This window comes from Arthrobacter terricola, from assembly GCF_004354015.1.
In the GTDB taxonomy this organism is placed as follows: Bacteria; Actinomycetota; Actinomycetes; order Actinomycetales; family Micrococcaceae; genus Arthrobacter; species Arthrobacter terricola.
Window position 1 is genome coordinate 60,063 of sequence record NZ_SMRU01000007.1, and the last position, 13,388, is coordinate 73,450.

Consider the following 13,388-nt stretch of genomic DNA (forward strand, 5'->3'; position numbering starts at 1 on the left):
CATGACAATCGACACAACCATGCCCCCGGCAGCGCCGATCGAACCGCTTCCGCTGGTGCGCGCGCACGGCGTCCGGAAAAGTTTCGGGGAGAACGAAGTCCTCAAGGGCATCGACTTGGAGGTGAGAAGCGGTGAAGTGGTGTGCCTGATCGGGGCTTCCGGTTCCGGCAAGAGCACGTTCCTCCGATGTGTGAACCACTTGGAAAAGATCGACGGCGGCCTGGTGTGGGTGGGGGAGAGGGCGGTGGGCTACCGGATCAAAGGCGACAAGCTCCACGAACAGTCCCACAATGAAATCTGTGCCGACCGCACCGATATCGGCATGGTCTTCCAACACTTCAACCTTTTCCCGCACATGACGGTGCTGGAGAACCTCATGGAAGCCCCGCTGAGGGTGCTGAAACAGCGCAAAGCGGAGGTCCGCCGTCGGGCATTGGACCTGCTGGAGAAGGTGGGCCTGTCCGCGAAGGCGGACGCTTATCCGCGGCATCTCTCTGGCGGGCAGCAGCAACGCGTGGCGATCGCCCGGGCCCTGTGCATGCAGCCGAAGCTCATGCTCTTCGACGAACCGACGTCGGCGCTTGATCCGGAGCTTGTGGGCGAGGTCCTCCGGGTCATGAAGGATCTTGCCCGGACGGGAATGACCATGATCGTTGTGACGCACGAGATGGGCTTCGCCCGGGACGTGGCGGATCGCGTGGTGTTCATGCACGGCGGACGAATCATCGAGGAAGGTCCGGCTGAGGAAGTCATCGGCAATCCGCAGCATGAGCGGACCAGGGCGTTCTTGTCGGCTGTATTGTAGGCCTCAGCGGTGGTGTAAAGCGGGCGTTGACTTAATGCGTTAGTCACGGCTAACGTATTAAGCATGCTCGACCCACTGGAAGTTGCCGCGGAGCCGAATCGACGGCGCCTGCTGCACATGCTTGCGGCGGGGGAGCGCACCGTCACGGAGTTGGCTGCCGAATTCACGGTGAGCAGATCCGCCGTCTCGCAGCACTTACTGCTGTTGGAGGAGGTAGGGCTTGTTACCGCCCGCAAGGAGGGGCGGAACCGTTTCTACCGCTTGGACACGCTCGGCATGAGGAATCTCCGGATCCTGTTTGAGCAGTTCTGGACCGCTGAACTGGACATGCTCCTTGATGACGCCCGCAACTTCACCACCGACCGCCTTCCCACAAGTGAGGAATCACCATGATTTACGACAAGACCGTTGTTCTGCCCCTCAACGTCGACCAAGCGTTCGAACTCATCACCCAGCCCGAACGCCTCCGCCGCTGGCAGACCGTCGCCGCCCGCGTGGATCTGCGGGTGGGTGGCGAATACCGCTGGACTGTCACGCCGGGCCACCACGCGACCGGAACGTTCACCGAGATCGAGCCCGGTAAGCGTGTCGTGTTCACGTGGGGCTGGGAGCAGCCCGGAGCCCCTGCGGACAACGTCTCCACCGTGGCCATCACCTTGGAGCCTGCCGACGGCGGCACGTCCGTGCGGCTGGTGCACGAAGGGCTCCCGACGCCGGAAGCCGTCGCCGCGCATGCCGAAGGGTGGAACCACTACCTCGATCGGTTGGTCGCCCAGGCCTCCGTGGGCGACGCTGGCGCGGACGAATGGGCCGCGGCCCCTGCCGAGCTGAATGAGCTCACGGCGGCTGACGCGACGCTCGTGATCGTGCAGCGGGTGCTGGCGCACATCACCGAAGCCGACCGCCAGACGCAGACCCCTTGCGCCGACTTCAATGTGGCGCAGTTGCTTGACCACCTCGCTGGTTCCGTTGCCGGCATCGCAAAGGCCCTTGGTGCCGAGGTCGCCGACGACACCGCTAAGTCCCCCGAAGTGCGCATCGCCGACCTCGCTCAGCCGACGCTCGAGGCCTTCTACCGGCGCGGCCTCGAAGGTACGGTGGACATGGGCTTCGCGGAACTCCCGGCCACGATCGTTGCATCGATCCTCAACCTGGAGTTCCTGGTCCACGCTTGGGACTTCGCCAAGGCCCTCGGCCTCGAGCTTTCGGTGGCCGATGAACTGACCGATTATGTGGAGGTTCTCGCCCAGAACACCATCAGCGAACCGGTGCGCGCGGGCGGAAGCTTCGCCCCGGCCCAGGAGGTCGCCGAAACGGCGTCCAGCCTGGAGCGCTTGGTTGCCTTCACGGGCCGCGCCGTTCTCTCCTAAATCGGCTGCCTGGGTAGATTCCGTTTTCAGGCTCATGAAAATTCAACGAAAGGACAGCAATGCCGCAGGTTGATAGCTACAAGCAGGGAACTCCGTGTTGGGTGGACTTGTCGTCGTCGGACATTGAGGGTTCCAAAGCCTTCTACAGTGATCTGTTCGGTTGGGAACTGGACTCGATGGATGCCGGAAATGGCATGACCTACTACATGGCCAAACTGCAGGACCGATACGTGGCCGGCATGATGGAGCAGATGCCGGACATGGCCGCAGCCGGTGCGCCGTCCTATTGGGCCAACTACCTCGCTGTCGATTCGGTCGACGATGCGGCGGGGCGTGCGGCTGCGGCCGGCGGAAACATCCTGTTCCCGCCGGACAACGTTCCCAATGGCAGCGGGCGGATGTTCTTTGCCGCGGATCCCACCGGTGCCCAGGTCGGTTTTTGGGAGGCGGGAAGCCATCACGGTGCCGGTCTGGTCAACGAACCCGGAACAGTCGTATGGAGTGAACTGCAGACGAACGACGTCCCCGCGGCTGTCGCCTTCTACGAGGCAGTGACCGGATGCTCCAGCGAGACCGCCGCAGCTGGCGATCTGCAGGAGTACACCCAATTCGTGGTTGACGGGAAGTCCGTGGCCGGTGCCATGAAACTTCCCATGGAAGGCGTGCCGCCATTCTGGATGACGTACTTCAACGTCGCCAGCGTGGACGAGTCCGTGACGAAGGCCGTGGAGCTCGGTGCCCAGGTCTTCGCACCCGCGTTCGATGTGCCGGGTATTGGCCGCATGGCGGTCCTCGGCGATCCCGCTGGAGCGGCTTTCAGCGTCATGGCCGGCGAAAGCGCGTAGCCTCTCGCACGTAACGAGCGCTCCCCACCGGTCCCGAGGTTGGTACCGGTGAGGAGCGCTTTTTTGCGTCAAACCTCCGTCACTTGAATATACAAGTTGAGGCCCTCATCTCAAGGCACATTGCCTAATTTTGGCATCTTTAAGATGAACTGTAGGCACCCTAAGCAAATATTCTCCGAACTTGTATATACATCAATGGTTCTGCCTTGATTCGACTGTTCCCAGCAGGGCACAGTCGGATCGTGCGCACTGGAGCCACCGGCCGACGTCGGCGGAAAACTCCGGTGCTGGATCAACCCATCCAGAAGACAGGACCCCAACATGGTCAATCCGAAAGAACGAAGGGCCTCCGTATGGCGACGGCCCGTTATTGCCGCAGCAACTGCGGCATCCCTGGCGATCGGCGGCGCCGCGGTGGCCACTATCGCCTTCACCCAGCATGCCGGCCCCCAGGGAGACGGCACGGCTGTCACCCCAGCGGGCTGGAAGGTAACCCCGGCCGGTGAACAGAAGGCAGCGGGGTATTTCCCGGCGAACGCGGTCCTCTCGCCGGATGGTAAAGCCTTGCTCGTGCCAAATATCGTCAAGAATGCCAACAACAAGCAGACGATCCAGGTGATGGAGGTCAAGGACGGCGACCTCCTTCAGGAACTCGAGTTGGATAATTCCAACGGCGCCGTGCCGCAGGGCGTAGCGCCGGGTCTCGTCTTCAGCCATGACGGCAAACAGGTCTTCCTTGCCACGGCCAACAAGAATTCCATTCTGGTGTTGGATTGGGACGCCTCGGCACAAAAGCTCTCGGTCAATCGGTCGCTCAAGCTTCCCGCCGGGAGCTACCCGCAGACGGTTGCGGTCTCCCAGGACGGCAAGACGGTCTATGCCACTGGCCAGTTGTCCCGCCAGCTCATCGCAGTGGACGTCGCCACAGGACAAACCAAGCAGGCCGCCGTCGGGTCCTACCCCTATGGGGTGGTGCTCGCCGAAAACGGGCGGACCGCCTATGTAAGCAATCAGGGCGGCAACACGCTCAGCGTGTTTGACGTAGATGGACTGAACCTGACCGCCAAGCCGGAGATCACCGTGGGAACCCATCCCAACACCCTGGTGATGGACAAAGTAGGTCATCGTCTCTTTGCCTCCAACGGCGACAGCGACACCGTCTCAGTCATCGATCCGAGCCAGAACAAGGTTTCTGCGACCATCTCCCTGGCGCCATATAAGGGCGCGCCGTCGGGTACCCAACCCACCAACCTTGCGTTGTCCGCGGATGCAAACACGATGTACGTCACTGGCGGCGGAAACAATGACGTTTCAGTAGTGGATCTTTCCCCGACCGGAGCTTTCGGCAAGATCAAAGGCTTGATCCCCACAGGGTGGTATCCCACCGGCGTACAGCCCAGCCCGGACGGCAAGAAGCTACTGGTGACCAGCGCCAAAGGCCTCGGTACAGGACCGAACACCGGCACGGACCCTTCCAACCCCAACAACCACCCCTACATTGAGGGCCAGCTCAAGGGCTACGTGTCCTTGGTGGACACTCCGAACACGGAGCAGCTGGACAAGTACACCCAACAGGTGCGCTCAAACAACGGCTTCGACAAGGGGGACGACGGCGGCCGAGGTAGCCAAAGCGGCCAAGGGAACCAAGGCCAGCGCTCGCCGGAGACGATTGTCCCGCGGCGTCCCGGCGAGGATTCACCGATCAAACACGTGATCTACGTGGTCAAGGAAAACCGCACCTACGACCAAGTGTTTGGCGACATGGGCAAGGGCAACGGCGATCCGTCCCAAGCCATCTTCGGCAAGGATGTCACACCCAACCACCACAAGCTGGCCGACCAGTTCGTCACCCTGGACAATTTCTACGCCAACGGCGAGGTAAGCCAAAACGGCTGGCAGTGGGCCACACAGGCCAGCTCCAATCCTTACAACGAGACCGGAACGGCCCAGGGTTACGCCGGCAACGGCTCACAGTATGATTCGGAGGGCTACCACCCCGACGTGGCAGCTGCCGGACCGGACCCCTCGCACGCCTATCTCTGGGACAAGCTGGCCCAGAACAAAATCCCGTTCCGCAACTATGGCCAGTTCGTGGTTCCGTCCGGTTCCATCGCCTCCAACGAGGCCGTGAAGTGTACTGCCGGGTCCTTCTGCGCACATGACCCGCTCTTGGATGCCAACACCGCGCACAACTTCCCGTGGTTCGACATGGGTGTGAGCGACCAACACCGCTTCGATCTCTGGAACCAGGAATTCCAGCAGTACAAGGCCAACGACAACCTTCCGTCCATGCAGTTCATCGACCTTCCTCGAGACCACACCGCCGGTGGCGGCACGGCCAAGCAGCTCGTGGCTGACAACGATCTTGCCCTGGGCAAGATTGTTGACCAGGTTTCGCATTCACAATTCTGGAAGTCGACCGCCATCTTTGTTGTCGAGGACGACGCGCAAGGCGGTCCGGACCACGTGGACGCGCACCGGACCGTGGCCGAGGTCATCAGCCCTTACACGCAGACCGGGTCCGTGGACTCCCACTTCTACAGCCAGGTCTCGATGCTCCGAACCATGGAGCTCTTCCTCGGCGTATCTCCGATGTCCCAGTACGATGCCGCGGCGCTGCCCATGATCTATTCGTTCACCAACAAGCCCAATTTCGCGGCGTACGACGCCGTTGCGGCGCCGTCGGTCTCGGCCAGCATGGACAGCACGGTGCTCAAGCCTGGAAGCCAGGTTACGGTCACGGGCAAAGTGACGAACGGTGGCGCCACAACGCTCAAGGACGCCAAGGCGTCGCTGGGCGCGCCCGCGGGCTGGACCGTCACGCCGTCGGCGGCTGCACCTCTTGACCCGATCGCGGCCGGAGCGTCGGCGACTGTCTCCTGGAAAGTCGACGTCCCGGCGAATGCCACACCGGGCCAGGAGCTTCTCAGCGTGAAGGCGGACTACCCGATCGACGGACGCATGACGGGAACCCAGCAGGCAACCATCGCAGCCGTGATTCCGGACCCGCGAGTGGCCACCATTCCGCAAGCCTTTGTAGCCAATTTCTCCAGCGGCACAGTCTCAGCGGTGGACCTGAGCACGGGCAAGTCGCTCGCCGAGATCCCGGTGGGTGCAGGACCCGGCACAGTGGTGACCAGCCCGGACAAGACCAAGGTATTCGTTGCCAACCAGAACTCGAACTCGGTCACCGAGATCGATGTGGCCTCGGACGCCGTCATCGCCACGATCCCCACGGGCAAGGTCCCAGCCGGCCTCGCGGTGAGTCCCGACAGCAAGACGCTGTGGGTTGCCGACTATTCCGACAATGCCGTCGAACCGGTCGACGTCGCCAGTGGCACTGCTGGAGCGAAGATCGCGGTGGGAGCCGGTCCGGAAAACCTGGGCATTTCCCCTGATGGTTCCACCTTGGTAGTTGCGAACAAGAACGGAAACAGCGTCTCGTTGGTCGACACGGCGGCCCGGACGGCCAAGGCGCCGATCGCCGCAGGCCAACAACCGTTCGGAGTCGCGGTGACCGCTGATGGCAAGACTGCCTTCATCTCCAACATGGGTTCGAACGACATAACGCCGATCGACCTCGCGAGTGGTTCAGCACGTAAGGCTATCCCGGCAGGTACCACACCGTTCAATGTGTTGCTCTCCCGGGATGGCGCGACGCTCTACGTGGCCGATACCGGTGCGAACACTGTGACACCAATCGACGTGGCGACAGAAACAGCCAAGGCTCCGTTTGCTGCCGGCCAGGCGCTGACTGCCGTTGCGCTCGGCGCCGACGATGCCATCATCTACGTGACATCCGCCGGAACGGGCCAGTTGATCCCCATCACCACGGCAACGGGAGCGGCTGGAACGCCGATCAAGGTGGGCTCCTACCCGATTTCGGTTGCGTATGCGGCCCCCGTCGGAAGTGCGGCTGGTGCAGCGGCGTCCAGTACGACGGCGGCGCCCGGTTCCCAAGCGCCCGGTTCCCAAGCGCCCGGTTCCCAAGCGCCCGCAGCGGCGGCTCCGGTGACGATGAGCAGCGCGTCGTTGACTCCTGCGGTCAACCGCTCACTGGTCATGACCGAGGAAGAGATGTCGGGCCATCCGGACCAGGCAGATCCCGACGCATTGAACCGGGAACTCTGGAAGGCCGTCCGTGGCGAGGACAGCGAGATGCCCGCACCGCAGCACAACCTCTTCGGCGCGCTGCAAACCGTTGACACCGACGGCTAGCTGATCCTTCGTAGCAAAAAGCCCCGGCGGGCCCAATCGAACTGGGCCGGCCGGGGCTTCCTAGTGCCAGAAACTCTAAGCGTAGGCGTTCACGAGGCGCACGGCGCCGCCGTCGACACCCTTGGCGCCCTGGACGTAGTCCGGGCCGCTCTTGTCCACGGACGGGGAGTCCGCAGCAACGGTACCCATGATCCAGGACGGCAGGCCGCGCTCGTTGAGGCGGGCCACGGCGGCATCGGCGATCTCGGGGGAGACCACGGCCACCATTCCGACGCCCAGGTTGAGCGTGCGCTCAAGGTCAGACAGCGGCACGTTGCCGAGCTCGGAGACGAGCTTGAAGATGGCGGGCAGTTCCCACGTAGCGCGGTCCACGGTGGCCACGAGGCCCTGCGGCAGGACGCGGGCCAGGTTGGCAGCCAGGCCGCCACCGGTGACGTGGCTGAAGCCATTCACGGACCCGCCAGAAGCGCCAACGGGGAATGCCCGTGCGAGGTCGAGGCAATCCGCGGCGTAGACGCGCGTGGGCTCGAGCAGTTCCTCGCCGAGGGTGCGGCCGAGTTCGGAGACCTGGCGATCCAGGGCCCAACCGGCGTGGTTGATGACGCGGCGAACCAGGGAGTAACCGTTCGAGTGCAGGCCCGAGGAAGCCATGCCGATCACGACGTCGCCGGCGCGGACGCGGTCCGGACCAAGCAGGGAGTCGGCTTCGACAACGCCGGTAGCTGCACCGGCGACGTCGTACTCGTGCTCGCCCAGCAAGCCGGGGTGCTCAGCAGTTTCGCCGCCAACCAGCGCAGTGCCGGCCACGGAACAGGCAGCCGCGATGCCACGGACAATGTCCGCGATGCGCTCGGGGACGACCTTGCCGCACGCGATGTAGTCCGTCATGAACAGCGGCTCAGCACCGACCACCACGATGTCGTCCACAACCATGCCGACGAGGTCGAAACCGATGGTGTCGTGGATGTCCATGGCCTGCGCGATGGCCACCTTGGTGCCGACGCCGTCCGTGGAGGTGGCCAGCAGCGGCTTCTTGTAGGTGAGCAGCTTGGAGACGTCGTACAGGCCGGCGAATCCGCCGACGCCGCCGAGCACCGAGCTGTTGTGGGTCGCCTTGACGGCGCCCTTCATGAGTTCGACGGCGCGGTCTCCCGCTTCGACGTCGACGCCGGCGGACGCGTAGGTGATGCCGGTCGAGTTCTCGGCGGAGGGGGATGCGGAGGTCATACAGACTCTTTCTTATCGGCGTCGGTCAGCAGGTTCTCAAACTCGGCGTCGGGTCCGGGGTCGCAGCCCGTGGCGCCCGGCTTCTCTGCGGGATCCTCGGTGTCCGCGTCCTCCGCTTCGGAGGCGGCGTCCGACGTCGGCAGCCCGCCGAGGTCGGTACGTTCCAGGAGGTTCTTGCCCAGTTTGTCCGAGCCGGGAAGCTCGATGGGGTACTTGCCCGTAAAGCACGCGGTGCAGAGGCGTTCGCGCGGCTGCATGGTGGCGCCGATCATGCCGTCTTCGGAGATGTAGGCCAGCGAATCGGCGCCGATCGCCTGGGAGATTTCCTCCACGGTGGCACCGTTGGCGATGAGCTCGGCGCGGGATGCGAAGTCGATGCCGTAGAAGCACGGCCACTGGACCGGCGGGGACGAGATCTTCACGTGGACGCTCGCTGCCCCGGCTTCACGAAGCATCCGGACGATGGCGCGCTGGGTGTTGCCGCGGACGATCGAATCGTCCACCACGACTACGCGCTTGCCGCGGATCACGGACTCGAGGGCGTTGAGCTTGAGGCGGATGCCCAGCTGGCGCAGCGTCTGCGACGGCTGGATGAAGGTGCGGCCCACGTAGGCGTTCTTGACGAAGCCGTGCGCGAACGGGATGCCGGATTCTTCGGCGTATCCAACGGCGGCAGGAGTACCGGACTCCGGGACGGGGATGACGATGTCTGCCTCGTGGGTGTTTTCGCGGGCCAACTGGCGGCCCATTTCCACGCGGGACTCGTACACGGAACGGCCGCCGATTGCTGCGTCGGGGCGTGCCAGGTAGACGTATTCGAAAACGCAACCGGCCGGCGTCGGCTCCGCGAAACGCTGGGAGCGGACGCCGTTTTCGTCAATGGCGATGAATTCGCCAGGCTCGATCTCGCGGATGAAGGACGCGCCGACCGTGGCGAGGCCGGCCTGTTCGGACGCGACAACCCAGCCGCGGTCCAGGCGGCCGAGGCACAGCGGGCGGATCCCGTAGGTATCGCGGGCTGCGTAGAGGGTGCCTTCGTCCATGAAGACGAAGCAGAAGCCGCCGCGGATCTTGGGCAGCAGCTCCATGGCGGTCTGCTCGAGGGTCTTGCCCTCTTCGCCTTCCAAGAGGGCCGTGACCAGGGCGGTGTCCGAGGTGTTGCCCTGCTTCATTTCGCCGGTCAGTTGTCCGCCGTTGCGCTCAAGGATCATTTCGCGGAGTTCGGCGGTGTTGGTGAGGTTGCCGTTGTGGGCGAGGGCCACTGTTCCGGTGGCGGTTGCACCCAGGGTGGGCTGCGCGTTGGCCCAGTGGCTTGCTCCGGTGGTGGAGTAGCGGCAGTGGCCGACGGCGAGGTGCCCAGTCAGGGTGTTGAGGGTTGTTTCGTCGAAGACCTGGGATACGAGGCCCATGTCCTTGTAGACGTTGATGCGCTTGCCGTCACTGGTAGCGATACCAGCCGATTCTTGTCCGCGGTGCTGCAGCGCGTACAGCCCGTAATAGGTGAGTTTTGCTACCTCTTCGCCCGGAGCCCAGACGCCGAAGACGCCACAAGCGTCCTGGGGTCCTTTTTCGTCGGGGAGAAGATCATGAGAAAGTTTTCCGTCGCCACGTGCCACTGGTCAATTGTCGCATGATGTTGGCGTGGTATTTTCCCTCACGCGACTTTGTGACCGGGATCCTATGCTTCTTCGTCGTCCTCGGGCGCGTGCGGGACGGACTCGACGACGGCACGTTCCGAGCGCTTCAGGCTGATCTTGTCGAAGACCAGAGCGGCCACGCAACCGAGCAGGACGCCTGTCGCGGCGAACGAGACAAGGAAGAATCCAAAGACCGCGCCGGTATCGAAGCTGGTGTCCCCGGGTATTCCGTAGGCCACGAAAGCGGCGACGATGATGCCGAGCACGCCGCCCAGGATCATGAACGGAACGAACTTCGGAGCACGCCGGACGGTGATCCCCCGACGCTCCGGGTTGCTGCCCTCGGACGCGCCGACGATGTGTGAATGCTCAGAAACCATGCCTTCCAGACTACCGCCCCGAGTTTGTGTACAGATAATGCCCGTTAAGAGCGCGCTTAAGAGCGCGCTTAAGGGGTGCGAGCTGTACACAAACTCGGGAGAGGGTCAGCTGCCTCGGTAGGTCGAGAAGGCGAACGGGCTGAGCAGCAGGGGCACGTGGTAGTGCTCGCCGGCGTCGGACACCGTGAAGCTCAAGTCAACTTCCGGGAAGAAGGTGTCCACCCCCTGCGCCGCGTAGTACGGACCCGTCTCGAAGTTCAGGCGGTACGTACCGCCGTCGAGCCTTTCCGGGCCGAGATCCTTGATCCGGCCGTCGGCGTCGGTCGCGCCGCTCGCGACCTGCAGCCATTTGTCGCCGTCCCGGACGTAAAGCACGACGGCGACGCCCGCCGCCGGGCGCCCGGAACCGGTGTCCAGGATGTGGGTGGTGATTTGGGAAACGCTCATGCTTTGGCTCCTTCGTTGACGGCGTCGGCACTGATCACTCCGGCAAGGCGGAGCAACGCGATTTCGCGCAACTGGCCCGCGACAATGACGTCTTCTTCTTCGGGGGTATGGCCGAGGCGCTCTTGGAGCGAGGCCAGGATTTCAGGCGCGGTCCGTCCGGCGGCGCGGATCAGGAAGACCCGGTCGAACGCGGCCTCGTACTCCTTGTTGCCGGCCGCCAAGGCGGCGGCGATGCCGTCGTCGCCGGGGTCGACGCCGGCCTGTTCGGAGCGGGACATCGCGGCTTCGGTGGTCTGCGCCTTGGGCCGTTCGCCGATCCGGGGGTGGTGAGCCATGGCGGCGGCGACTTCGTCCGCCGTAAATGGCTCGGCCGTTTCCCCGGCGAAGCTGAGCAAAGAGTCCACGCTGTTGAACGGGCGCGCGTCGGCGATGTTCTCTATCCAGCGTTGGATGTCGAGGCATGGGCGCAGGACGTCAATCGCGTCCGCACGGTCCACGCTGTTGAATACGTCAAGCTGCATGCTTGTTCATTCCTCGTGCGAGTGCTGGCATCCATGGTGTTGGCTATGCGGAACTCCGGCGATTGGTGCCGGATGGACTTGCGTTATCGCACAACAAGTCTTCCGCATCATGGAACTGTTATTTCAGCATACGTAATAGTGAATCCAATCGGCGCCGCAGTGTCAAGAGAATACCGCAGCTTCCCTCGCCCGTGGATGCTCTCGGGTGGACAATGTCAGCAACGAGCCAAAGGAGTTCCGCCATGCCAGAGGTCCTGACTTCCCGTTATCTCTTCGGCCCCGGCCCAAGCAATTGCTATCCGGAGGTGACCGCCGCGCTCGCGTACCCGGTGATCGGGCATTTGGATCCGTTGTTCATAGAACGGCTGGACCGGACCTGCGAGGGCCTGCGGGAGGTCTGGGGCACCAGGAATTCCCGCACGCTGCCACTGAGCGCCACCGGTTCCGGGGGCATGGAAGCAGCTTTCGTCAACACAGTGTCCGACGGCGATGTGGCGGTAATTGCCGTCAACGGACTTTTCGGGGAGCGCATGTGCGAGATCGCCCGGCGTTGCGGGGCCACCGTACTTCGCGTCGATCACGAATGGGGCCAGCCCGTTGACGCGGAACGCGTCCTTGCCGCGCACCCGCATCCCAAGGTGATTGCAGCGGTCCATGCGGAAACCTCCACGGGTGTCCTGTCCGACGTCGAACCCCTGGGCGCCGGAAAGGGCGACGCGCTGCTGATCGTCGATGCGGTGACCTCCATCGGTGGCCTGGAGCTGCTCGCAGACGACTGGGGGATCGACGTCGGCTACGCCTGCACGCAGAAGTGCCTCGGGGTCCCGCCGGGTTTGTCTCCCTTCACGGTGTCGGACCGGGCCTTCGAACGGCGCATCAAGGATCCACGGTCCTGGTACTTGGATATCGGGCTCCTTGGGGGTTATGTCGGGGCGGCGACCGGTAGCCGGACTTATCACCACACCGCGCCTGTGGCGATGATCGCCGGGCTTGAGGCCGGGTTGGACCGCATACTGTCCGAAGGGCTCGACGTCGTCCAGGCCCGCCATCAGGCGGCCGGCTCGGAGTTGCGCGACGGACTCGAAGCGATGGGACTGGAATTGTTCGCCGCCGAGGGGTCGCGGTTGCCTAGCCTCACCACTGTGAAAGTGCCCGACGGCGTCGATTCGGCCGCCGTCCGCGCTTACCTTTTGCAGAACTTCAGTATCGAGATCGGTGCCGGGGCGGGTGCGTTCGCGAGCTCAGTGTGGCGGATCGGGATGATGGGCCCGAACGCCAACAGGGCCTCGGTGCAATTGGTTCTCGGCGCTCTTCAGGAGGCAATCGCCAAAGCGTGACGCAGTAACCGACACCTGTGTCCGCGCTGCCTCCCCCAACTACGGCAGCGCGAACACCGGCGTAGTCGAGCATAGGATTTGCCGTCGCCGATTAGGTGGCGCGGATGGCCACATTAGGTGGTGATTTGGCCGAAATTGAGTGGTGGACGCGGCCCCGCCCGCGTTTGGACCCACAAACGGCGACGGCGACACTCAATTGAGTGCCCAAAGCAAAGAGCCCGCCAATTGGCGGGCTCCTCGTTACATCTTTTGTCCGCGAGGGGGGCCTCAGCCCACGAAACTCGCGACTCGTGGTAATGACTTTACGATAAGGTCATGCCTTATGCCAAACCCGCCACGCAAGCTGCTATTCACGCCGCTCTGTCTGTGCCCGTTCGGAACGCTGTCTCCGATGCCCTAACTAGGTTTTACGGCGGTCATCGCAGAACTGAAGTTTGTCTTTTGGCAGAAAATGTTTACGTCTCGGCATGATCAACGTATGTGGAACTCGGCGATTCTCGCTTTGTTCCCGCACGCAATTCGCATTGCGCCCGGGGCACTACGTGGGCGGATCTACAACGCCGCTTGCACACGATTGATCGGGAATGAAGTAATCCTCCTG

At 63.5% G+C, this 13,388-nt stretch carries 11 protein-coding genes; 6 read left to right on the forward strand and 5 right to left on the reverse strand.

The window, feature by feature from the left end:
- Position 1: 1 nt before the first annotated feature.
- From E1809_RS07375 to E1809_RS07395, 5 genes are all read left to right on the forward strand, one after another.
- Positions 2-805 (forward strand): amino acid ABC transporter ATP-binding protein, encoded by an 804-nt coding sequence (locus E1809_RS07375; RefSeq protein ID WP_285895661.1) that lies wholly within the window; start codon positions 2-4, stop codon positions 803-805.
- A 63-nt stretch (positions 806-868) separates the two neighbouring features.
- On the forward strand, positions 869-1,198 hold the full coding sequence (locus tag E1809_RS07380; protein WP_133203581.1) for an ArsR/SmtB family transcription factor: 330 nt from the start codon (positions 869-871) through the stop codon (positions 1,196-1,198).
- Complete coding sequence (locus tag E1809_RS07385) at positions 1,195-2,175, forward strand: TIGR03086 family metal-binding protein (protein WP_133203582.1); 981 nt, start codon at positions 1,195-1,197, stop codon at positions 2,173-2,175. The genes E1809_RS07380 and E1809_RS07385 overlap by 4 nt, the downstream gene beginning before the upstream one ends.
- Before the next feature lie 59 nt (positions 2,176-2,234).
- Positions 2,235-3,020 carry a VOC family protein gene (locus tag E1809_RS07390; RefSeq protein WP_205754125.1) on the forward strand — a complete coding sequence of 262 codons (786 nt, stop codon included), beginning with the start codon at positions 2,235-2,237 and terminating at the stop codon, positions 3,018-3,020.
- Positions 3,021-3,341: 321 nt separating this feature from the next.
- Positions 3,342-7,238 carry a beta-propeller fold lactonase family protein gene (locus tag E1809_RS07395; protein ID WP_133203583.1) on the forward strand — a complete coding sequence of 1,299 codons (3,897 nt, stop codon included), beginning with the start codon at positions 3,342-3,344 and terminating at the stop codon, positions 7,236-7,238.
- A 75-nt stretch (positions 7,239-7,313) separates the two neighbouring features.
- Here E1809_RS07395 and purM read toward each other — a convergent pair whose 3' ends face one another.
- The 5 genes from purM to uraD form a co-directional block, all read right to left on the reverse strand.
- Positions 7,314-8,465: a phosphoribosylformylglycinamidine cyclo-ligase gene (gene purM, locus E1809_RS07400; protein ID WP_133203584.1), complete on the reverse strand. Its 1,152-nt coding sequence runs from the start codon at positions 8,463-8,465 to the stop codon at positions 7,314-7,316.
- Positions 8,462-10,081 (reverse strand): amidophosphoribosyltransferase, encoded by a 1,620-nt coding sequence (purF, locus tag E1809_RS07405; RefSeq protein ID WP_133203585.1) that lies wholly within the window; start codon positions 10,079-10,081, stop codon positions 8,462-8,464. Before purF ends, purM begins: the two co-directional genes overlap by 4 nt.
- Positions 10,082-10,143: 62 nt before the next feature.
- The gene (locus tag E1809_RS07410; protein WP_133203586.1) at positions 10,144-10,482 is read right to left on the reverse strand and encodes a hypothetical protein; all 339 of its coding nucleotides are present in this window, start codon (positions 10,480-10,482) and stop codon (positions 10,144-10,146) included.
- 105 nt (positions 10,483-10,587) lie between these two features.
- A complete protein-coding gene (uraH, locus tag E1809_RS07415; RefSeq protein ID WP_133203587.1) occupies positions 10,588-10,929 on the reverse strand; it encodes a hydroxyisourate hydrolase in 342 nt (113 codons plus the stop codon).
- Positions 10,926-11,450, reverse strand: coding sequence for a 2-oxo-4-hydroxy-4-carboxy-5-ureidoimidazoline decarboxylase (uraD, locus tag E1809_RS07420; protein WP_133203588.1), 525 nt, complete (start codon positions 11,448-11,450; stop codon positions 10,926-10,928). Before uraD ends, uraH begins: the two co-directional genes overlap by 4 nt.
- A 242-nt stretch (positions 11,451-11,692) precedes the next feature.
- Here uraD and E1809_RS07425 point away from each other — a divergent pair, with 242 nt between their 5' ends.
- Positions 11,693-12,787 (forward strand): pyridoxal-phosphate-dependent aminotransferase family protein, encoded by a 1,095-nt coding sequence (locus tag E1809_RS07425; RefSeq protein WP_133203589.1) that lies wholly within the window; start codon positions 11,693-11,695, stop codon positions 12,785-12,787.
- Positions 12,788-13,388 lie beyond the last annotated feature (601 nt).